Origin of the sequence: Antarcticibacterium flavum (genome assembly GCF_006159205.1) — a bacterium.
Taxonomy (GTDB): Bacteria; Bacteroidota; Bacteroidia; order Flavobacteriales; family Flavobacteriaceae; genus Gillisia; species Gillisia flava.
This window is the reverse complement of record NZ_CP040812.1, coordinates 3,931,301-3,955,779: the sequence shown is the minus strand read 5'-3', so window position 1 is coordinate 3,955,779 and position 24,479 is coordinate 3,931,301. Positions and strand designations below refer to the sequence as shown.

The window sequence follows — 24,479 nt, the reverse complement described above, 5'->3', positions numbered from 1 at the left end:
CCCACACTTTAACAAAATTTTCCTATATTCAAATTCAGAACCGGCTCCCCTACCCCCGGAAGGTTAAAGCTATATATGAAAAGATCATTCCTGGCAGTTATACTGCTCATCACCGGCATCACTCATTCTCAAAATTATAAATATTCAGAAAATTGGAAGGCTATCGACTCCCTGGAAATGCTGGGCCGTACAGAAACAGCCGATTCCCTTACTACAGGACTTCTTTCTATAGCTAAAAAGAACAGGGATCATTTACAATTTATAAAAGCAAAGATCTACCATTATAAATTTTACCAGGTAAATCACGAAAACAGTAACCGGTATATCCTTGAGAATATAAACAACAGTATTGCCGGATTGCCTGTTCCTTACCGGAATATACTCCAAAGTTATAAAGCCACTTTTTTAAGTCAGTATTTTCAGAATAACCGATGGAGAATTGGAAGTCGTAGCCATATCGATGACCCGGAAAATGGAGAGATCGAAACCTGGTCAAATACCACTTTGCGGGATTCAATCCATAAGGCTTTTGAACTTTCCCTTAGAAACGAAAAAGCCCTTATCACAACTCCTGCAGGAGATATTGAAGAGTTGCTTTATTCCCTTCCTTTAACGCGAAAATACAGGCCCACCTTATTTGATGTACTGGCACACCGTGCCCTGGAATTCTATTCCAATTCTTCCAATTTTACAGAGGTCAATGCCCGGGATCAATTCTCCTTTAGCTCCCCCGATCTGTATTCTGAAACTCAGGAATTCATTAGCCTTTCTTTTCCTGAAGCCGCGCATTATACATCTGGTGTAAAGGTGCTGCAAACCTGGCAAAAGCTGGAGAGACTGCACCAGGCCAGTAATAATACCATGCCGAAAGTCTTTGCACAGCTCAACAGGTTGGAGTATGTCAATTCCAATTACACAGGAGAGGAAAAATGGAAGCTTTATGAAGCAGCCCTGGAAAAACTGGCTGCTCAATATGATGGCGAGGAAGTCCAGGCCCTGGTCCTATTTGATATGGCAATGATCCTTTATGACCGCTCCAGGGAAACCGATAAAGACGGGAGGTTACTACATCCTGCCTTTTTGAAAAGAGCTGTTGCACTGGCAGAAAAGATAACGAGAGAGTTTCCGAATACAGATTCAGCTCAAAAAGCCTATAACCTCATAAGTAGAATTACTAGTATTGAACTTGCAGTCAAAATACCCACCCCGGTCACTCCGGGAGATCATAATCTCATGCATATTTCCTATAAGAGCCTGGATAGTTTACAACTAAAGATCTACAAAGTTGCCCACAGCTTTCCAGATAATCTAAATTACAGGAACAGGGATGCTGGTATTCTTCCACTGCTTAAAAAGGAGGCGCTTGTAGAGCAAAAGGTCTTTCTTCCAAATGGCAATGACTATAACGTACATTCTACCGAGATTGTGCTTCCCCCTTTGGAAAAAGGAACCTACCTCGTACACGTTGGAGCCAAAGATATTAAGGAGAGTAATGCCTTTGGTTTTATGAGAGTCACCAGGCTCACGCTTTCACAAATAAATTTTGATAAGTACACTACTTATAAAAGTCTTGACAGAACTACAGGAGAACCCGTGCAAAATGTAAAAATTGAATTTAAATACGCACAGTCCCGGACTGTAGTGGGAAGAACGAACAAAGACGGGGAGATCATTCTCGAAAAAAATAAAGAATATCGAAGAAATGATGGAATTACCCTCACCAAAGATGGGGATACCCTTAGCACCTATTATAGAGATGGTTATTACTATGAGGAAAAAGACAGGGACGAAGATCAACCTCTTGCAAGAACCATGCTTTACCTGGACCGCGCAATCTACCGCCCGGGCCAAAAGGTTTTTTTTAAAGGAGTTTTATTACAATACAAAAAGGGAAAAACCACCGCGGTTCCTAATACGTATGTGGAGGTTTTTGTTGATGATCCTAATGGGGAGGAGATCCAAACATTTAGGCTACTTACCAATAAATTTGGCTCTTTTAACGGGGAATTTAGGTTACCGCCTAAGGGGATCACCGGAGAATTTGAGATCTATGCTGAAGAAGATTATGAAGAGGAATCTCTCTTCTGGAATAAGATCTATGAGAATGGGGATTATTATGACAGCAGATTGTCATTTAGTGTTGAAGAATATAAACGCCCCACATTTGAAGTAATATTTGATGATACCACGAACTCCTTTAAACCCGGCGATAGTGTTTCTGTAACAGGAAATGCTGCCTCCTATATGGGATCTGGAATAAATAATACCAAATTAATTTATGAGGTAACACGGCAAAAAATGGAAAGGCGCTGGTGGTCTTACACCTACAGTGACCCGGTTCCTGTAATAAAAGATACCATCATCACAGATGCCAACGGAAAATTTGAGATCACTTTTAATGCCCTGGCAGATGAAGCCGACCTCGAAGATGAAAACCTCCTGTACCTATACAATGTAAACGCTACGGTCACAGATGTGAGCGGGGAAACCCGTGAGGCTAAAACAACTTTAAAAGTTGGGTATAAAAACTTATTTACAAGTATTAACCTGCCGCAAAGTGTGAACACCGGCGAAAAACTAAAATTAGAAATTGAAAACACAAATCTCAATGATAACCAGGTACCGGTAACAGGTAGCCTCAAGATCTATAAGTTACAGGGCCCGGGAAGGATCACAAGGGAAAGGCTGTGGGAGGCTCCCGAGATACAGCTTATACCAGAAGATGAATTTATCCAACTTTTTCCTGAAGAACCCTATGGTAAAAATCTGCAGCCAGAAGAATGGCCTAAGGGGAAAATGGTGTATGAAGGAAATATTCAAAGCACCGGGAATTTGGAAATCGAGGTGCCTGTGAGTGAAAAATGGGAATCTGGTAAATATATTGTAGAAACTGAAAGCCGAAACGAAAATAGCACTGCCAAAGCTCAGAAAGCCTTTGAGGTTGTAAATCCAGAGGATAAGTATTTGCCAGATCATCAACGATTTAGCTACAGCATCCAGAATTCAGAATTCCTGGAAGACGGCAAGTTGGAACTTTTACTCCAAACAGCATACAAAGACCTCAACCTTGAAATTTCAGCCTATGAAGGTTATAGAAAGCTTTTTAAGAAACGTCTTAGCCTGGATGGGAGAGCATTGGTAGAAATACCAATCAGTCAATTAACCGGCGAGGAACTGGAGGTTCAAATTTACGGTATCAAAAATAATTCAGTAATAAAGGAAGCCCGCAGAATTCGTCTTCCGCAGGTGAAAAAAGCCCTTACTATTGAAACTGAAACCTTCAGAAATAAAATTCAACCCGGCCTCGAAGAGAAATGGAGCTTTACGGTAAAGGACGAAAAAAATTCCATTCCAGATGCTGAGGTGCTGGCTTCCATGTATGACGCTTCCCTTGACCAGTTTACAACCAAAGCCTGGAGTACTGCCACAGCCTTTGAACAATCTTATACCAGGTTTCCATATTATACTAACAACACCACCAGGTCTGTCTCCTCCTTCTCTGGCAATATTTCATACGTGAGACATTACCGACCAGGACAACGGGTTTTTGACCGGCTGGAATTATTTGGTTTTTATTACTCCAATCCAAATTCCTATGAATACAGAAGGTACCTGGGTAATAAAAAGGCCGCTGCAAGCTTAAAAACCCTTGAGGGAAATACCCGTGGAATCGTGACTGATACAGACGGGCTTCCTATCCCTGGAGTGAATGTGATGATAAAAGGTACTCAAACAGGTACTCAAACCAACTTTGAGGGTGAATTTGCCCTGGATACAAAGCCGGGAGATGAATTGATCTTTTCCTATATAGGTTTTCTTCCATATGCGCATACAATAGGTGATTCCAGGGAAGCTTTTATCGTATTGGAGGAAAACTCAGAACAGCTCGAGGAAGTAGTAGCTGTAGCCTATGCCACTGTTGAGGATAGTGAGGAGAATGCCCTGGATGCAGGGAATGCTGCACATTTATTACAGGGAAAAGTAGCAGGTGTTTCCATAGCTGAAGATAGTAGCGGGGAAATGATACGTATAAGGGGAGCTTCCTCTTTAAATTCGGCAGAAAGTCCGCTATTTATCATTGACGGGAAACCCGTCTCCAGCCACGACCTGAGACCGGAAGATATTACCGGGGTGGAGATCTTAAAAGGAGATGAAGCCACCGCTTTATATGGTGCTAAAGGGGCAAATGGGGTTGTGATCATTACCACTAAACAAGGACTTACGGAGCTTCAAAATGTACAGGCACGAAAGAACCTGGATGAGACTGCTTTTTTCTTTCCGGAAATTAAAGTAGATAGAAAAGGTAAGCTGCAGTTCAGCTTTACTTCCCCCGAGGCTCTTACCCGCTGGAAACTACGCCTGCTCGCCCACACGATAGACTGGACTACCGCCATGTATGAAGGCGGGGTGATTACTCAAAAAGAATTGAGTGTTACCCCAAACCCACCAAGATTTCTTCGTGAGGGAGATAGCATTGTCTTCAAATCAAAAATTTCAAATCTTTCAGATGAAACCCTTGGTGGTACTGCGATCCTGCAATTGTTCAATGCCCTAACCATGGAACCAATTGATCTTGAGCTGGGAAATACAGAAAGTAGCAGGAACTTTACTATTACAGCATCAAACAGTGCTGCAGTTTCCTGGAACCTTACTGTTCCCAAGGGTATTCCCGCAGTTACTTACAGGATCCTGGCAAAGGCAGGGAACTTTTCTGATGGGGAGGAAAACGTCCTGCCGGTTCTTAGCAACAGGATGCTGGTAACAGAAAGCCTCCCTCTCTTTGTGCGCTCAGGGAAAACAAAAACTTATGACTTTAAGAATCTGAAGGAGAATAATTCTGAAAGTCTGGACCATCATAAATACAGCCTGGAATACAGTTCGAATCCCGCCTGGTTTGCCATTCAAAGTTTGCCTTACCTAATAGAATTTGAACACGAATGCTCTGAGCAAACATTTGCACGACTTTATGCCAACAGCGTGGCACAGCATATTATTGAGAGCAGGCCACAGATCAAAGAGGTCTTTGATTCCTGGTTGGCAAGCGGGGCGCAGGTGAGCGAGCTGGAAAAAAATGAGGAATTAAAATCCATTATTCTTGCTGAAACTCCCTGGGTGAGGGATGCCGCTTCAGAAACTGCGCAAAAGAAGCATATTGCACAGTTATTTGATACAGATAAACTGGCGACGGAAAAAGAGGAGCTGGTAAAACGCCTTGCGCAAATGCAAAAGCCTTCAGGCGCCTGGCCGTGGTTCTCAGGCGGGGAAGATAATTATTTCATTACACGTCATATTGTAGCCGGGCTGGGCCATCTTAAAGCTCTGGATATTAAGATCAATGATGAAAGGCTAATCGAAAAAGCAACCGGGTATCTGGATTCAAATATTTTAAAAGAAGAAAGAAACAGAAGGGTATTTAATAATGATCCTGAATATTTCTACAGGAGTATCAATAATCTGCATTACCTGTATGCCCGTAGCTTCTATATGGAGGAACATCCCCTATCCCCCGAAATCCTGGAGTTGGCAGAAAAAATAATTCAGGTGCAAAAAAAGGAGTGGAACGAGAGAAGTCTCTACGAAAAGGGTCTTTTATCCCTTGTATTGATGAGGATGGGCGAAAGAGAAACCGCCGCAATGATCCTTAAGGCATTAAAGGAATCTGCAGTGAGATCACAGGATTACGGGATGTACTGGAAGGAAAATAAAGCCGGTTGGTTCTGGTACCGCTCTCCAATTGAAACTCAGGCTTTACTTATTGAAGCCTATACTGAACTTGGAGGAGAGGAAGAAACCATACAAGAATTAAAGATATGGCTTCTTCAGAATAAGCGAAGCAACCACTGGCCAACTACAAAGGCTACCACAGAGGCAACTTACGCTTTATTGATGCAGGGAAATGACTGGCTGCAAACCAGTGCAAACACGGATATCTCTTTAGGGGGAAGGCCGGTGGCAAAGGAAAAACTGGATGAAATCAATATAGAGGCCGGTACGGGGTACCTAAAACTGAACTGGAAAGCTGAGGAGATAGATAGCAGCTTCTCTAACATTAAAATAGAAAACCGAAACAGTACTGCAGGATATGGAGGTGTTTACTGGCAATATTTCGAAGATCTCGATAAGATACAGATGCATAATGAAAGTCCGCTAAATGTTGAAAAAGAGCTCTTCCTCAACATATCAGCCAAAGAAGGAAGATCTTTAAAAAGGATCTCTACAAAAACACCTTTAAAAATAGGTGACCTTGTGACGGTAAGATTAGTAGTACGAACAACTGCAGATATGGATTTTATTCATCTCAAGGATATGCGGGCCAGTGGCTTTGAACCAACTAACGTCCTAAGTGAATACAAGTACCAGGATGGCACTGCCTATTATCAAAGCACCCGCGATGCCGCTACCCATTTTTTCTTTGACAATCTTAACAAAGGGACCTATGTTTTGGAATATACGGTAAGGGCAAACAATGCAGGAAATTTTTCCAATGGTATCACTAATATCGAAAGCATGTATGCCCCGGAATTTTCCGGTCATACCAAAGGTATTAGAGTAGAAATTGAGGAATAGGATCAACTTAAAATTAAATTATGGAGTTCCCTTTTTAAAATTTACTTTTGAAAAATATCTCAATACCCCTCTATGAAGATCTATTTACTTGCCCCCCTCCTTCTACTACTCACTTTTAGCCTGAAAGCCCAGGAAATTACAGAAACAAATTCAGATAAGATCTATGAACTGGCCAGGGAGGAATATCAAAACAGCAATTTTGAAAGATCCCTGGCCTATACCAGGCGTGGACTTGAACTTGCACCCGAATACCACGATATAAGGATCCTGCAAATAAGGAATTATTGGGCACTGGAAAATTATGCTGCTGCCGATGAGGATCTTGATCTTTTACTGGAAACCGCCCCGGAATATGTAGATGTAAAACCACTGGTTCTTCAACGTGTTAATAGATTCCAGGGAGAACTACAGGCTCTTAATTTCATCGAAAGAGTTGAAAAAATATATCCAGAAGATAACGGCCTCCAAATACGAAAGGCCCAGTTATACCTGCAGCTTAAAAGGAGAAAGGACGCCCGCGACCTGGCTATGGACTTGTTTCAAGGTCCCGGCCTTACAGGAGAGGAGCGATATGCTTTACAATTAATTTTGAACCGTAGCGTAACAGATGAGGTTGGAATTAATTACCAGTATATTGGTTTTAGTGAAGATTATTCCCGTAATGATCCCTGGCATAGCATAAGCGGGGAATACCAGCATAACTTTGGCCGCACTGCTACAATCGCCAGGGTTACATATTCAGACAGGTCTTTTAAAAAAGGCAATCTCTATGAACTTGAAGCTTATCCTGTTTTTAATGATAGGTTTTATGCCTTTGCAAATATGGGGGTATCCAACGGGGAACTTTTTCCCGATTTTCGGGGAAGCCTTTCATTGTTCTATAATTTTGCGAAAGTCTTTGAAGGAGAAATTGGTGGCAGGTTCCAAAGGTTTAACGGGAATGACCTCTCCACGGGAATTCTTGGTTTGACCCTTTACCAGGGGAAATTCTATTTTAATGCCCGGGCATTCCTGGGGCCAGAGATAGGTGGCGAACTGGTAAGAAATTACCAGGGGAATGTGAGGTATTATTTAAGTACTGCAGATAATTTTCTATTCCTGAGAATTGGTAACGGTATCTCGCCAGATGAACGCGTATTGTCAACCCAGGCGCTGGAAAATCCGCTGCTGGAGGCTTATTACGGCACCCTGGGAGTTAATTTTAGCTTGGGAGTCCACCACCTGGTTCAGGTAGGTGCAGGGGCCTTATATGAAGATATTACTGCAAACCGGCAGGGAACTCAGTTTATTGGTTCTGTAGGGTACAGATACAGGTTTTAGGAATTTGTTGTTGTAAACCCCTTTCTGGTCATAGAACCCCAGCCCGATTTTATTTTAAACAGCTTCTTGTAATAACCCTTCATTTGACCAAACAGCAAAACCGGGTGATATAAGAATGGTTCCAGGTAAGCGGCCAGGAGCAGTTCGATAACCTGTTTCGGGGTGGCATAATGCCTAAAATTGCGGACGTACAAATAGATCGCGATCGTGGAAAAAATACAACCAAGAAGATACACTGCCGTAAACAAAAGAATTGCTGTATTCCAGTTGATCCATCCCAGGAGGCCAAAAACTATTATACTCACTAACCCCAGGAATTCCACTATAGGTGCCCCAAACTCAAAAAAGCACCAGTAAGGGAAAAAGAAAATTCCCATATTCCGGTACCTGGGATTGATGAAAAGGTATTTATGAATTGAAAGCGTCTCCCATAGACCTCTCGCCCATCTATCCCGTTGTTTTACAAGAATATTATAATCTGGCGGGGCTTCTGTCCAACATAGGGTTTCGGGGATATAAACTACCTTATAAGGCTTTTTCAGCCTTTCCATATGCACTCTTAACCTAATACATAATTCCAGGTCCTCTCCTACTGTCGCATGATTAAAACCACCAACTTCCAAAAGCCTTGTCCTGGGATACATTCCAAAGGCACCAGATACCAGCATTAAACCATTTATCTCTCCCCACCCCATTCTCCCAATAAGGAAAGCCCTTATATATTCCACCACCTGGATCATAGGGACAAGATTCCGGGGCAGGCGCAATTCTTTTAAAATTCCATCCTGGATCAAAGAATCATTGGCAATTCCAATAGACCCACCACAGGCAATGATCTCCTTCTCCCCTTCTTCAAGATATGGTCTCACCATTTTTAAAAGGGCATCCTGTTCTATAATACAATCTGCATCTGTACACAAAATAAGTTCACTTTGCGCAAAATTGATTCCTGCATTAATGGCATCAGATCGGCCTCCGTTGTTCTTATCAATAACCGTGAGCTGCTTATATTGTATTTTGTTGCTTCGATATATTTTATTTACAGTAGCTGTTGGAATAGGTTGAGTTATGAAGGTGGAGTCAAAGGGTTCCAGTTCAAATTCCTTAATTAGTAACTCCATGGAATTATCTGTGCTTCCGTCATTGACCAATATGAGGTCATAAAAAGGATATTGTATAGAAAGGAGCGATTTGACATTGTCCACTATTGTCACACCTTCATTAAAAGCAGGTGCAACCAGGGTTACAGATGGTATATCGGTTGCGCTTACAATATCTTTGGTTAAAAGAAATTGGGATTTTCTTTTATTTCTCTTTACAGCAATATCAGATAATATAATTCCTCCAAAATAAATAGTAAGAAGAGACATTCCATAGATGAAAAAGAGGGAATTTACCGTCCAGTAGATATATTGATAAATGCTCCCCTCCATCACTAAGCCGGTTGTGGCTGCACGTCGTATTGCCTGTAATAAAAATCCTGGACTTCCTCAATATACCCATGATTCCACAGGATTTCTGCAGTGCTTAATTTAATAATATCATTTCCCTCATAAAGTAGTTTTTTAAAGAAATCAAGATCAATATTTTTAGAAGTCCTGTCAATATATTTTAGCAACTGCACCTGTTGTTCAAAATTGGGAATATTAAAAAACCTGGATTTTAAAAGATCAAGTTGCAGGTCGTTAAGTGTAAATGATGATATGCAATATATAGCGGTTTCCCTGGTGTCGAACTTTTCAGAATCAATAAATTTCAGGATGTAGCCTATCTCGCTGGAAAGGTCAAATTTTCTAATAATCCTCATTAATAATTCATTGGCATAAGGGCGGTCGCTATCATAGCCCTTTCGAAGGTATGTTAAATTAGCAATTGGGTAAAGGTCGTGCAGTTTTTCAACAACCTTTATTTGTTGCCATAAAGTCATTTCCCTTTTTAGATAGGGTAAGAATCGTAAACTTTTCCAGCCCAGGAATACAACCATGGCAATTTGAGATTCCCGCCTTACATAAATATTGGGGTGGTTTCTTTCCTTTGTGATCTCCTTTATATATTGTTTTTGGCCCATTTCATAGATCTCCCTGATGCCCATTGCTTTGACATACCACATTTTGCTGCGCAACTTATTCACCGAGACCCGGTAAGGTGGAATCTGGCTGTATAGTATTTCAAGCTTATGATAATTCTTACCCAGCAGCGATCTCTGAGTACGAATCATAAGGTCCACAAGATACTGGACATTCCGGGGTTTAGAGGGACGTATTCCCAGTTTCCTGAAGCTGCGATTTGCTTCAATAAGATCAAATGGTTCTCCCGGTAAGGGATAAAGATAGCTTGCCGTCACCCTGGCAAAAGCCGTTTCAAGCTTTTGAAGATGTGCAGTACGCCTTTTCCTGTAAACCAGGCTTATTCCAATTATCAACCAGGTTCCCAGGAGAAAGGCAAGTAATAACTTGATGAGGAGAACGAGGGTTGATGCTACCATATTATAAGATCAATTTTTGAATATGGTCCAGGTCGAAAGGCACGGAGAAGAAACCTTTTACTTTGTTAGATTCCATAATTTCTCTTCTCACCTTAGGCTGTCCCATATTGCTGAGAATAATGAATTCTTTGTGCGTTATGATCTCCTGTATTTGAAACACAAAATCCAGGGGTGCAATCCCCTCGAAGAGTATTTCTGAAATTATAAGGTCATAATTAAGGGATTGATCTTCGATGTCGAGATCGGCTATGGTCCTTACTGCCCTGCAGTCATAGGAATTAAGGGTCATTAACCGCTCCAGTATATTAAGAAGAACTATGTCTTCCTGAATGATCAACGCTTTTTTCATAGTTAGGGGGCCGTAATCTATTTGCTACAAGCATATTATCGACAAAACACTCATAACAATGGTCCAATATATTAAAATTAAGTTAATATGTGTAATACTTGTAAGATCTTTCTTATGAAATTAAATTTTTGGGTCAATTTGCTCTTAACAAGGATAACCTTTCAAATTGGTCTTTATGAATCGTGGGAAAGCATTGGAGGTGCAACGCTGGCTCCTGTGCGGGAGATAAATGCTGGAAATTGAAAAATATTTGCTGAAACTCCTATTTATTTTAAAACGCTAAGGACTTTACCTTTTTATTGATAAAAAAAACAAAATAATCTTGCCCAGGTTGATGCTGCGTTTTACTTTAGCACTTTATTTTTAATAAGTCTAAATAACAACTGTCTTCCCATGAAGAAGAAAAGAACAAATAGCACTTTCAGGAAACTGGTACGAAAAGCACACCTGTTCCTGGGATTGGGAAGTGACCTTATAATTTTTATCATGGCTATTACAGGGTGTCTTTGGGCATTTCAAGAGGAGATCGAAGCCTTTACCTCTCCCCTCCCGGAGATCGCGAAACAGGATGCACCGGTAATCCTGCCAATTAAAGCAAGAGAACTCGCCCATGAAGTATTTCCAGAGAGACATGTCCACGGGACTTTATACGGGGCAGAGGATGAGCCTGTAAAAGTGATCTTCTATGAATATGAGCCAGAGTTCTATCACACCGTCTATTTACATCCTTACAGCGGGGAGGTTTTACATATAGAGAATAATCTCACAGGGTTTTTTCCTTTTGTCCTCGAGGGCCATCGTTATCTATGGCTCCCCAAGCCAATTGGAGAACAGGTAGTAGCATGGGGTACTGTGATCTTCGCGATTATGCTTATAAGCGGGATCGTATTGTGGTGGCCTAAGAACAGAAAAAACCGAAAGCAGCGATTAACCCTGGACTGGAAAGAAACCACAAAATGGAAGAGAAAGAATTATGACCTGCACTCTGTTATTGGTTTCTACATAAGTATAGTGGCCGTGGTCATCGTCTTTACAGGGCTGGTTATGGCATTTGAAAATTTTAAAGCAGTTGCATATAGCAGCCTGGGAGGTGACAAGGAAACCCTGTGGAGGGTACCCGAAAATTTCAGCGGGGAGAAAATTGATACGGGTGTTGGAAGCATGGATCGGTTGTATTATATATTAAAAGATGAATACCCGCAGGCAGTGGACCTGGAATTCCATTATCCTGCCACAGATGAGGAATCAATTTATGTGGAAATAGGTTATACTGAAGGAATTTACTATGATGCAGATTACCGCTTCTATGACCAAAATACCCTGGAAGAAATAACATCTCCCACCATTTATGGAGTATATGCTGAAACCGGCTTCCCTGAAAAGGTGATGAGGATGAACTATGATATTCATGTGGGAGCAATAGGAGGTATTCCAGGCAAGGTGCTCGCCTTTTTTGCCAGCCTTATTTGTGCCAGCCTTCCGGTTACAGGATTCCTGCTATGGTATGGCCGGGAATTTAAAAAGAAGCCTGCCAGGGGAATAAGAACTGAAAAGGAGCGTGTACTTGCGGTGACAGATTAACCTTGATTTTCCAGTGATCTCTACCGCGGTAGTTTTTAGCTGTCCTTTCTTTAAAAATTAATCCCACCTAACTCATTGAAACTGTATTGATAAGGCTTTCCGGCCGAAAATTTATTTATAAATATTATAAATAAGCTTTTTTTAATCGAAATCCCTTTCTACATTTGCGCCTCTATTTAAAATAAGTCTAAATAAACTTACAATTAAAATGATCCAGAAATATCTTCTGTTAGCCCTACTCCTTTTCAATTTTTCTACCGGTTTTAGCCAGTCTACCGGAAGTATTGAAGGAAACATCATCAACAAGAACGGAATGGCTGTAACCGATGCCAACATTGAAATCCCCGGCACTGTCCTGGGAACTGAATCCCGCTCAAACGGGGAATTCCTCCTTCGCAATATTCCCGGGGGGAATTATACCCTCAGGATCTCCTTTGTAGGATATCAAACTAAAGAAATTGCAGTATCTGTACAACCCGGGCAAACAACTACCCTCTCCACCATTATCCTCAATAATAACGAGCAGGACCTGGAGGAAGTAGTGGTGCGTGCAAATGGAAATATCAATGAATTCACCCGTGCAAAAAGTGAATATGTTGCAAAACTGCCTTTAAAGGATATTGAAAATCCGCAGGTATATAATAATATCACTGCAGAGCTTATGGAAGAACAGGTTATCACCAGTTTTGATGATGCCCTCAAGAATTCTCCGGGAATCACAAAATTGTGGGAATCTACCGGAAGGGGAAATGATGGTGCCGGCTATTTCTCCCTACGCGGTTTCCCTGTGCAGCCTACTCTTATGAACGGTTTGCCCGGCCTCACCAACGGCAGCCCGGATCCTGCAAATATTGAACGGATCGAAGTGGTAAAAGGCCCTTCCGGGACTTTATATGGAAGCAGCCTTATCTCCTACGGTGGCCTTATTAATATCGTGACCAAAAAGCCTTACGACTATTTCGGCGGAAATGTATCCTACACTATGGGAAGCTTCGGGATGAACCGCGTAACGGCCGATGTTAATACACCACTTGACGAGACAGGAAAGGTTGCCCTGCGTGTAAATACTGCCTATCACAAACAAAACAGCTTCCAGGACCTGGGCTTCAGGGAATCTTTCTTCATAGCTCCTTCTTTAAGCTATAAAGTAAATGACAGGTTATCCTTTCTTGTGAATACAGAAATTTTTAAGGGTGAAACCACCAATCCAACAATGCTTTTTGTTGACCGCGGGGCACCTTTAAGAGCAACCAACATTGAAGAGCTGGGATATGACACCAATCGCAGCTATACCAGCAATGATCTCACAATGGAAAATCCTAATTACAGCCTGCAGGGGATGATGAATTACAAATTATCTTCATCCTGGACATCTCAAACTGTGTTTTCAAGAGGATCTTCAAAAGCTAAAGGACATTATTCTTACCTGTATGAAACCACCCGGTTCTACCAGGGAAGAGAAGAAATTGAAGGGTCTGTGACCAATCTTGATGAAGGTCTTGTATTTACCCGCTATATGAACAATCAAAATTCCACTACCCTAACAACAGATGTTCAGCAGAATTTCATTGGGGATTTCAGGATCGCGGGATTGAGAAACCGTATGGTGGTAGGACTGGATTATTTCAACAGGCAGGTAATTGACAACAGTTCAGGATACGTGGCAAACGGCAATGTTTACATTGGAAATGCAGGATTGCAGAATGTGAACGAGAGCGTCTTTGGCATCTATGATCCTTCAGCCTACATTAGAAATAACGATAGTGGACGACTTTCTGCCGCTGCAAGCAACAATCTTCTCGCCGGTGCTGCTTTGAATAATAATACCACCCGTGAGGATATTTACAGTGCTTACATTTCTAATGTTCTTAATTTCACTCCAAACCTATCAGCAATGGCAAGTTTGAGGATAGACCAGTTTGAAAGCGATAACAACAGCCAGACGGCACTTTCCCCAAAATTCGGGATTGTATATCAGCCAATACTGGAAAGGGTATCTCTTTTTGCAAATTATATGGATGGTTTCAGCAATGTGGCTCCTCAACAACAAGGAGATCCTGCACAAGGGGTTACGACTACCGTTACCTTTGATCCGGAAAGGGCAAGGCAGTTTGAAGCCGGTACCAAGTTAAATCTGGTAAAAAACAAAGTTTCTGCCAGCATTAGTTACTATGATATCCAGGTTTCAAATATAGTAATGGAAGAGACCGGAAGGCCATTCTTTTATGTGCAGGATGGAGAGCGTTACAGCAGGGGTTACGAAGCGAGCATTACTGCCACTCCATTTGCAGGACTAAACATCATTGCAGGCTATAGCCATAACGACAGTAAGCTTACAGTATCAGACCAAACAGATTTCCTTGGAAGACGTCCGGAATCTGCCGGGCCACAGGACCTTGCCAACCTTTGGGCAAGCTACAGGATCCCAACAGGGAAGTATGAAGGCTTCGGGCTTGGATTTGGTGGAAATTATGCTAGTGAAAATATGATATTCAACCGTGCAGTGGGTGGAGTATTCACCCTCCCCTCCTATACTGTTTTAAATGCCTCAGCATTTTATAATGTAGAGAAATTCTCGATCATTTTAAAGCTTAATAATCTTACAGATCAGGAATATTTTAACGGCTGGTCTACTATAAATCCGCAAATGCCAAGGAATTTTGCAGCCAGCTTCACCTATAATTTTTAGTTTGAAATAAAGCCTAAATTTGCCGTCTGAAAAAGTATTTTCTCAGACGGCTTTTTTATAATATGTCAAAAAAGAAAAAACAACATATCTGGAAGAAATGGGCCGGCCGTTTACATTTGTGGCTTGGACTTCTTACCGGGATCATTGTTTTTATTGTCGCAGTTACCGGCTGTATTTTTGTTTTCCACGATGAGATCCAGGACCTCACCCGCGACTGGCGAAAAGTCACTCCCCGGGATGCAAAATTTGTAGCTCCCTCTGTCCTTAAAAATAATGTCCTGGAACTTTTCCCCGGTGCAGATGCCAGCATGGTGGTTTACCAAACCAGGGAACGGCCGGCGCACGTCTTTGCAATAATTGAGGAAAGTCCGCATCATATCTATTTTAACCCTTATACTGCTGAACTTGCGCATGTACAGGATCTTGAAAATGATTTTTTCCTTATCATCGAAGACCTGCATATGCATTTACTACTGCCGGAGGCCATAGGCAAGCAAATAGTTGGTGCTTCAACGCTTATTTTTATTCTTATGCTTATCACCGGGATCATCCTGTGGTGGCCCAAAAAGAAGAAGAGCTTTAAGACCAATCTCAAAATAAAATGGAATGCCAGGTGGCGTCGCGTAAATTATGACTGGCACAGGACCACCGGCTTCTATGTTTCCTTTCTCGCCCTGTTCCTTGCCCTTACCGGCCTTAGCTTCTCCTATGAATGGATGAATGAAGGTTTTTATATACTTGGAAATCTTGGAAAGGAGCACCCGGAGGATGAAATAAGGCTGGAAATAGACAGCACTACTATTGAATCCACGGGAAATGCTTTGGATATTTCAATGATAAAAACTTTTGAAATGATGCCAAACAGCGGGATGTACTTTGTGTGGGACCAGGGACCGGATGCTCCCGTTGTCACCGGGGCTTATCCCGATGCACTTGAATATGACCATCAGTCCAATTTTTACTTTCATCCTGCAACAGGAGAATTATTAAAACAGCACTTTTACGCAGACAAAAGCAACGGTATGAAATTACAGGAAATGAGCTATGGCCTTCATACAGGACAATACTTTGGTTTGCCCGGCAAGATCATAGCATTCTTTGGGAGCCTTTTTGTTGCAGGCCTGCCTGTAAGCGGATTTATGCTATGGTGGGGGCGCAGGAATAAAAAGAAAACCAGGGTTGAGGATGTTTCTAGATAAACATAAACTCTCCCTCTTTTACCTTTAGCTTAAATTTATATTTCTCCTCACCCGTTAAAATAGAGTCATCCACGTGCATTTGGGAAGTATTGCCTTTCATTTTAACTTTTTTCACCTTCATTACTTTCACGAATTTATGAACGTCAACGTCTTCCTTATTACCAGCTATAAGGCTGTCTATATATTCCAGGAGAAGCTCACGATGCTCTGGCGAAATAAGTAGAAGGTCCATCAAACCGTCCCCGGGATGGGCATGCGGTGCCAGTTTCAAATTGGGGCCTATATGTTTTGTATTCAAAACCTCTGCCAATAGGAATTTTCCTTTGATCTTTTCCCCATCGGCTTCAACCTTTATCTTCAGGGGTTTCATGTGCTCCACGATGTCCCTGCACACCTTAAGGGTACGTTGTAATTTTTCTTCTGCCGTTTCATCGGGGATCTCTTTCCCTTCTTTCATTCTTCGAATCAATTCAGGAAAGAAGCCAAAACCAATGCCCTCTAAAAAGAATTCGAATTCATCAAGCCCAGCTATCTTTCCGTAGTCAAAAAGCTGGTAATTCTTAAGGTTTTTTTGAAAAGTAAAATCTCGTGGAAATGGTAATTCGAGAGTGGTAGCTATATTATTTGCCGTACCTGCCGGGACAAGGTAAATGGGAATTTTACGTTGTTTTTTCTTTTTTTGAAGTAATACCCCCGCTAGTTTCCGCACAGTCCCGTCGCCACCGCAAAGAACGATCAAATCCTCTTCATCAAGTGTGAATTTTTCCCATCCATCATCATCTGTAGAAGCATAGGAAATCTCCCTGCCATTCTCTTTAAGGCTGGCAAGCAACTTCTTCTTACTTTGCTCTGCATCTCCTGCAGTAGGATTATGGATTACCTGTATCTTCTTCATGGGTTGTGAATTTTCAGAAAAAATAAATTTACTGAGATTTGATTGGATGCAAAGTTCCTTAACGATACCTTATGATATAAATTTATTAAGAGAACCAGCCCAATGTGTTATAAGTAACATAAAATCCTGCTGTTGAAAGGATTTTATACCAATCTAAAATTGAGAATTTTGTATTTTAATTCTTTGCTGAAGAAACAACCTATAAAAAGAAAAAGAAATGAAGATATTGGTTACAAATGACGACGGAATATACAGCCCGGGACTTATGTGCCTGGCTGAAGTAGCTTCGGAATACGGGGAAGTGATCGTAATGGCTCCAGATGTTGAACAGTCTGGCATGGGGCAGGCAATAACCTCTGGCAAACCCATTACTTATAAAAAATCTCCCATTCATTTTGAAGGAATGGAAGCTTACCGGGTAAATGGTACTCCGGCAGATTGTGTTGCGATGGGAACACACCTTTTTGATGAAATAGACCTGGTAGTTTCGGGTATAAACCTTGGCTCTAATATTGGGAATTCTGCCTGGCATTCAGGCACACTATCTGCCGCCAGGCAGGCGGTATTGTTTGGGGTGAGGGGAATAGCCTTTAGTGTCTCTGTGGGTGATGATGAACCCGATTTTGAGGCGCTAAAACCTCACGTGGCAAAGGCATTAAAACAAGTGGTTAACGAAAAGGATCGTGAACTGCTAAACATCAATTTTCCCAGAAATCCCAACGGGGAGATCATATGGACCAACCTTTCGGTTCGGGAGTACGACGGGAAGGTTGTAGCCAACAAAGATCCTATGGGAAGGCAGCATTACTGGTTTACAGTTATACCGCTGGAACCGGAGGAAGAAGGCAGTGACCGCTGGGCAATCAAACATGGAATGACCAGTATTACCCCATTAATACTTGATCTAACAGATAAAGATTATCTACGGGAGAGGGCAAATAAGTAGAAAGATGTAATAACGTAAGGACATCCATTTCGCGGCTTTTCCATCCTCCCTCACAGGAAGCCCACGTGAATCTAAAGTACCTAATAAGTAGCCCTTATAAATTTTAGTTAGTTTATCCTTTTTCGAATTTGACCAGAAAATTCTCTGGTAAATATAAAAGCAGCCTCTCAGTGAAATTGAGAGGCTGCTTTGTATGCTCAAAATATGACTGATCTAAAAAAAAACCTTCTTATTGATGCAGCCACAATTGCACAATGTTCAACAATTTATCGATATTAACAGGTTTGGTAAGGTAATCATTTGCACCTGCTTCAAGGCATTTTGCTTTATCCTCAGGCATTGCTTTTGCGGTTAGAGATATAATAGGGATATTCTTAAACTCGGTCCTTTCTCTTATTCTTTTCATAGCTTCATAACCATCCATCACAGGCATCATAACATCCATTAAAACTATATCTATATCTTTTTCCTCTTCCAGTTTCTCAATTGCCATTTTACCATTGTCTGCAATGATCACTTTCATCCCCGAATCGTATAAGGCCTTGGAAATTGCATAGGAATTACGCCCATCATCATCTACCAACAATACAGTTTTATCCTGTAGGAAATGTTTAGGATCATGAAGATCTGCCATGATCTTTTTCTGGCGGCTGGAGAATTTGCTCTCATCACTATGAAGGATTAATGAAACTTCATCAAGAAGCGTCTCGGGTGATGACGCGCCTTTGATTAAAACGCTTTCAGTAAACTTATTGAGTTCTTTTACTTCTTTTTTTGTAAGCTCCTTACCGGTGTATACAACCACGGGTACATTATTTTCTTTTTCTGCAGATTTCAATTTCTTCAGCACCTCAAACCCATTAATATCGGGCAGGTTAAGGTCAAGGATCACACAATCGAAATTTTTAGCCAATAATTTTTCCAGTCCAGCCTTCCCGGTAACCGCCGTGGAAATATTCATTTCCTGGTTCTCGAGCATACTTTTAATGGCCTTCAAAGTAGGCGCATCATCTTCAATGATAAGCAACTCCCGTGATGGGGATGTACGTAGATTTTCAATTTTTTGGATAGCATATTCTATATCTTTAAAAGCAACCGGTTTAAGACTGAAGCCCATGGCTCCTTTCCCAAGTGCCTCCCTGCTATAATCCTCTGCTGCCATAAAATAAACCGGAATGTGCCTGGTCTTCAAATTGAACTTTAGATGCTCCAGTACCTTAAGCCCTTTCATATCTTCCAGTTCGTCATCCAGAATTATCCCATTTGGCTGGTATTGAGCCGCCAATTTCATTCCCTCCTTGCCATCCATGGCGCACAGCAATTTAAAGCCGTATTGTTTGCCAATCTTTTTTACAGTTTGAGCAATATTTTTATCACTTTCAAAAATCAACAAGGAATATTCTGAAGCTTTTAAGTTCTCCCTGTCGTCACACATATAATTCTCACCAATTGATGCGTTAGTTTTTGTCACCAACGGTACTCCATTATTTTGAGATTTGTCATAATTGGGCTCTGTGTAAGAGGATATTGCATCATCCATTTCCTTTATGGGAGCACTTGTAAGGTCTAAAGGAATGAATACCGTAAAAATGCTTCCTTTGCCCTCTGTACTTTCTATATGTATCTCACCGCCCAGTAATCTGGATAATTCTCTTGAAATTGTTAATCCCAATCCTGTCCCGCCATATTGACGACTGGTACCTCCTTCTGCCTGTTGAAATGCCTCAAAGATCATCATTCGCTTGGCTTCAGGAATTCCAATACCGCTGTCTTTAACTGAAATTTCCAACACTTCAGATTTTGACAAGGTTATTTCCCTGAAGTTCACCCTTTCATCAGGTTTTCCAATGGAGACACTCACTGCTCCTTTTTCAGTAAACTTAATGGCATTGGAAATAAGGTTCTTGATGATCTGCTCCAGCCGCTGCCCATCTGTTATTATCCTTTCAGGGGCATTTGTTTTACTTTGAATTGTGAATTTCAGCTTTTTGGATTTGGCCAGTGGCTCAAATTGATCCTGCAGGTTATTCACCAGGCTGTCAACCATAACTTCCTCGGGATGAATTTGAAGCTTTCCTGCTTCTACCTTAGAAAGGTCCAGGATATCGTTGATAAGATTCAGCAGGTTTAATCCACCTTCGTAAATGATACTGGCAGATTTTTGCTGATCCTTTAACAGGTTTCCTTTCCTGTTATCACTAAGGTCCTTGGACAAGATAAGAAGGCTGTTTAATGGTGTTCTAAGTTCATGTGACATATTTGCCAGGAACTCAGATTTATATTTACTGGCCAGTTCAAGCTCCTTGGCTTTGCGCTCTACCTCAACCCTACTCGATTGCAGGTCTTCTTTCTGCATTTCCAGATCCTTGGTCTTGGACTCCAGGTCATCATTGGCCATTTGCAATTCCTTACTCTGTATCTGTAATTTTTCCTGCTGTTTAAGTAGTTCTTCAGACTGTCTTTGTGATTCCTCCAGCAGGTCTTTCATCTTTTCCCTATCCAGGGACGAGTTGGTCGTGATCGCGATATTTTCTCCTACTGAACGCATTAATTCCAGCTGACTGTCATTAAAGGTCTTGAAAGATCCAATTTCTATGACCCCCTTTACTTCCCCATCAATAATAAATGGCTGAACGAGGATGTTGCTTGGCTTCTTTTCCCCGAGACCCGATGAAACACTTATATAATCTGATGGTATTCCCGACAGGACAATTACTTCTTTCTCAAGCGCCGCCTGTCCAGCAAGTCCTTCACCAAATTCAAAGGTCGTCTTAAGGGATTTCCTGTGGGTAAAGGCATAGGAACCTGTCATCCTCAATTGCTTTTTATCCTTGTGCTTTTCAGCAAGGTAGATAACCCCCACCTGGCCACCCAGGTATTTAGTGAGGTAGGAAATAATATTCTTTGATAAGGTCAACAGGTCCTGCTCTCCACGCATCCTGTCGTTAAGACCCGCCTGCCCGGTCTTGATCCAGGCTTCATTCTCATTCTCTTCAGAAATTCGTTTCAGGTTCTCGGTCATCGTGTTCAATGCAATACCAAGTTGATCTGCTTCAGAACGCAGTGGCATCTCAATGGCGAAGTTACCTTCAGCAATAGTATTGGCCGCTTTTACAATGGTAGTAAAGGAGTCTACCATCGCATTTATATTATTCTTAAGTTCCTGTACCTCACCTTTCACCTCCACATCGATCTTCCTGGAGAAATCACCACGTGCAAGTGCAGTAGATACTCCTGCAATATCCCTTACCTGGGAGGTAAGGTTGCTCGCCATCTGGTTCACATTATCTGTAAGGTCCTTCCAGGATCCCGCCACGTTTGGCACCTCTGCCTGGCCTCCCAGGATACCTTCTGTACCCACCTCACGTGCCACGTTGGTTACCTCATCTGCAAAAATGTTAAGAGCGTCAACCATGATGTTGATCGTGGTGGAAAGTTCCAGTACCTCTCCTCCTTTCCCCTGCTCCGAGATCTTTTGCGAAAGATCCCCGTGTGCAACCGCAGTGGTTACCGATGCGATCTCCCTCACCTGGGTGGTAAGGTTACTCGCCATCGTGTTTACATTATCTGTGAGGCCTTTCCAGGTACCTGCAACATTAGGTACTTCTGCCTGGCCTCCCAGTTTACCTTCGGTTCCTACCTCACGCGCCACACGGGTTACCTCTGCAGCAAAAACGTTCAGGGAGTCCACCATCTGGTTAATAGTATCCTTAAGTTCAGCTATCTCACCTTTTACATCAATGGAGATCTTTTGTGAAAGATCCCCGTTTGCTACCGCAGTTGCTACATTGGCGATCTCCCTCACCTGGCTGGTAAGGTTACTCGCCATGGTGTTCACATTTCGGGTAAGGTCCAGCCAGGCACCGGCAACATCTGGCACCTCTGCCTGTCCTCCCAGCATCCCTTCGGTTCCTACCTCCCGGGCCACACGGGTCACCTCGTTGGAAAGAATGTTCAGTGAGTCCACCATGGTGTTTATAATGGTGGAAAGTTCAAGTACTTCCCCTCCTTTTTCCTCTTCAGATATCTTTTTAGATAAATCACCGTTTGCCACCGCCTTGGTTACAGAGGCGATCTCCCTCACCTGGGTGGTAAGGTTGGATGCCATCGTATTTACGTTCTCGGTAAGTTCCAGCCAGGCTCCCCCTACATTAGGTACTTCGGCCTGTCCACCCAGGATCCCTTCGGTTCCCACCTCACGTGCCACACGGGTTACCTCATCTGAAAATATATTTAGGGAATCCACCATCGTGTTGATGGTTTCTTTTAGTTCTGCTATTTCTCCCTTGGCTTCAATGGCGATCTTTTGTGCGAGATCTCCTTTTGCCACGGCAGTTGCCACATTTGCGATCTCCCTTACCTGTGTGGTAAGGTTGGATGCCATATAGTTCACATTATCTGTAAGATCCTTCCAGGTACCGGCTACATCTGGCACCTTTGCCTGGCCTCCCAGGATCCCTTCGGTTCCCACTTCACGTGCCACACGGGTTACCTCATCTGAGAATATGTTCAGGGAGTCCACCATCTGGTTGATCGTATCCTTAAGTTCTGCGATCTCTCCTTTTACATCAATGGAGATCTTTTGCGAAAGGTCCCCATCTGCCACCGCGGTTGCAACATTTGCAATTTCCCTCACCTGGGTTGTAACGTTGCTTACCATGATATTCACATTATCTGTAAGATCCTTCCAGGTACCGGCCGCACTTGGTACAGTCGCCTGGCCTCCCAGCTTTCCTTCTGTGCCCACCTCCCTGGCCACACGGGTAACCTCTGCCGCAAACAGGGTAAGGGAGTCAACCATGCTATTAATGGTGTTGGAAAGTATCAATACCTCCCCTCCTTTTCCTTCTTCTGTAATTTTTTGTGAAAGGTCTCCCTGTGCCACCGCGGTGGTTACAGAAGCAATCTCCCTTACCTGATTAGTAAGGTTGCTCGCCATGGTATTCACATTATCTGTAAGATCCTTCCAGGTACCTGCAACATCTGGCACTTCTGCCTGTCCTCCCAGCTTTCCTTCAGTTCCCACTTCGCGGGCCACACGCGTTACCTCATCAGAGAATATGTTCAGGGAGTCCACCATCTGGTTAATGGTATCCTTAAGTTCTGCGATCTCCCCTTTTACGTTTATCGAAATTTTCTTGGAAAGGTCACCATTCGCAACAGATGTTGCTACTCCTGCGATCTCCCGTACCTGGGCGGTAAGGTTGGATGCCATGGTGTTCACGTTCACGGTAAGGTCTTTCCAGGTTCCCGCAACGTTTGGAACGTTTGCCTGGCCACCGAGTTTTCCTTCCACCCCTACCTCACGCGCCACGTTGGTAACCTCTGCAGCAAAGATATTCAGGGAATCAACCATCCTGTTTATCGTGGTTGATAATCCAAGTACTTCCCCTCCTTTTCCTTCTTCGGTAATTTTTCGGGAAAGATCCCCATCGGCCACGGCCGTAGTCACCCTTGCGATCTCCCGTACCTGCTCAGTAAGGTTGGTTGCCATATGGTTTACATTGTCTGTAAGATCCTTCCAGGTACCAGAGACGTTTGGAACACTCGCCTGCCCCCCCAGCTTTCCTTCAACCCCCACCTCGCGGGCCACCAGCGTTACCTGCTCAGCAAAGATGTTCAAACTGCCTAGGGTGCGGTTAATAACATCTGCCATCGCCCGGAAATCGCCGGTTACAGTAAGGCTAAATTTATCTTCCAGCTTTCCTGCAGCAATACTGTTAAGGATACGGCTTACCTCAAGTACCGGTTTCGCAATTGCTTCAATAAGAATGTTAATGTTATCGATCATATCCTTCCACACCCCGGTCGAGGCTTTAAACTCGGCCCTGGCATCAAGATTCCCTTCAATACCACCAACACGGGAGATACGGGATACCTCTGTACTTACCCCTCCAATCATTTCCACCATCGTATTGTAGGCTTCAGCTACATCGGCAAATTTATCATTGCGTTCTTTTGATAATCGCACTGAGATATCTCCTTCCCTAAATGCTTCCAGTGCGAATATGAGCCTGTCCAACTGCTCGTGCATATAATCACTGTCTTTGAACATATCCTCATCTGCCACCCGTTTGGATCGTTTCACGATAGGTGGTTTAGTTGCAGTGGATTTAGGGGATGAAGTTTTTTTGGTCCGGGTCGAGGGGGTAGTAGTTTTTTTGGCCATTTTAGGGTAGGTTTAAATTAACTAAACACAGTAAATATTGGATAAATACTTCGGATTAATAATTTTAATGGCCGTAAAAAAAGTACTTTAAATTCGAACTTTATGTGAAAATTTTGTGAAATGTGTTAAAAAAAATTCCTTATTAACCTGGAGAACTGATTACCAAAAAGTTTTCCGTAATCCCTCTAAACTTTAAGGGTGATCAAACATCATATGGATAGGCGAAAAACTTAACGGAAGAGTATTATGTGAAAGTGATCTTGGAGGAGTATTAACAGT

11 protein-coding genes are annotated in these 24,479 nt (G+C 42.4%); 6 read left to right on the top strand and 5 right to left on the bottom strand.

Features of this window, described 5'->3' with window-relative positions; genetic code table 11:
* Window positions 1–75 precede the first annotated feature (75 nt).
* Window positions 76–6,567, top strand: a complete 6,492-nt coding sequence (locus tag FHG64_RS17390; RefSeq protein ID WP_139067579.1) for an alpha-2-macroglobulin family protein — start codon at window positions 76–78, stop codon at window positions 6,565–6,567.
* A 528-nt stretch (window positions 6,568–7,095) separates the two neighbouring features.
* Window positions 7,096–7,887 carry a YaiO family outer membrane beta-barrel protein gene (locus tag FHG64_RS20035; protein WP_394344226.1) on the top strand — a complete coding sequence of 264 codons (792 nt, stop codon included), beginning with the start codon at window positions 7,096–7,098 and terminating at the stop codon, window positions 7,885–7,887.
* Here the strand turns inward: FHG64_RS20035 and FHG64_RS17380 are convergent.
* The 3 genes from FHG64_RS17380 to FHG64_RS17370 are packed head-to-tail and all read right to left on the bottom strand — an operon-like array spanning window position 7,884 to window position 10,721.
* On the bottom strand, window positions 7,884–9,320 hold the full coding sequence (locus FHG64_RS17380; RefSeq protein WP_139067577.1) for a glycosyltransferase family 2 protein: 1,437 nt from the start codon (window positions 9,318–9,320) through the stop codon (window positions 7,884–7,886). The genes FHG64_RS20035 and FHG64_RS17380 overlap by 4 nt on opposite strands.
* Window positions 9,321–9,322: 2 nt before the next feature.
* A complete protein-coding gene (locus tag FHG64_RS17375; RefSeq protein ID WP_139067576.1) occupies window positions 9,323–10,372 on the bottom strand; it encodes a hypothetical protein in 1,050 nt (349 codons plus the stop codon).
* 1 nt (window position 10,373) lies between these two features.
* Window positions 10,374–10,721 carry a DNA-binding transcriptional response regulator gene (locus tag FHG64_RS17370; protein WP_139067575.1) on the bottom strand — a complete coding sequence of 116 codons (348 nt, stop codon included), beginning with the start codon at window positions 10,719–10,721 and terminating at the stop codon, window positions 10,374–10,376.
* Window positions 10,722–11,114: 393 nt separating this feature from the next.
* Between FHG64_RS17370 and FHG64_RS17365 the strand changes: the two genes are divergently transcribed.
* From FHG64_RS17365 to FHG64_RS17355, 3 genes are all read left to right on the top strand, one after another.
* Window positions 11,115–12,302, top strand: a complete 1,188-nt coding sequence (locus tag FHG64_RS17365; protein ID WP_139067574.1) for a PepSY-associated TM helix domain-containing protein — start codon at window positions 11,115–11,117, stop codon at window positions 12,300–12,302.
* Between the two features lie 208 nt (window positions 12,303–12,510).
* A complete protein-coding gene (locus FHG64_RS17360) occupies window positions 12,511–14,991 on the top strand; it encodes a TonB-dependent receptor (protein WP_139067573.1) in 2,481 nt (826 codons plus the stop codon).
* 62 nt (window positions 14,992–15,053) lie between these two features.
* The gene (locus tag FHG64_RS17355) at window positions 15,054–16,190 is read left to right on the top strand and encodes a PepSY-associated TM helix domain-containing protein (protein WP_139067572.1); all 1,137 of its coding nucleotides are present in this window, start codon (window positions 15,054–15,056) and stop codon (window positions 16,188–16,190) included.
* Here the strand turns inward: FHG64_RS17355 and FHG64_RS17350 are convergent.
* The gene (locus FHG64_RS17350) at window positions 16,183–17,085 is read right to left on the bottom strand and encodes a diacylglycerol/lipid kinase family protein (RefSeq protein WP_139067571.1); all 903 of its coding nucleotides are present in this window, start codon (window positions 17,083–17,085) and stop codon (window positions 16,183–16,185) included. The two genes, FHG64_RS17355 and FHG64_RS17350, sit on opposite strands and share 8 nt — an antisense overlap.
* A 217-nt stretch (window positions 17,086–17,302) precedes the next feature.
* Between FHG64_RS17350 and surE the strand changes: the two genes are divergently transcribed.
* Complete coding sequence (gene surE / locus FHG64_RS17345; protein WP_139067570.1) at window positions 17,303–18,031, top strand: 5'/3'-nucleotidase SurE; 729 nt, start codon at window positions 17,303–17,305, stop codon at window positions 18,029–18,031.
* A gap of 229 nt (window positions 18,032–18,260) precedes the next feature.
* Here the strand turns inward: surE and FHG64_RS17340 are convergent, their stop codons facing one another.
* The gene (locus FHG64_RS17340; RefSeq protein WP_179955979.1) at window positions 18,261–24,119 is read right to left on the bottom strand and encodes a HAMP domain-containing protein; all 5,859 of its coding nucleotides are present in this window, start codon (window positions 24,117–24,119) and stop codon (window positions 18,261–18,263) included.
* Window positions 24,120–24,479 lie beyond the last annotated feature (360 nt).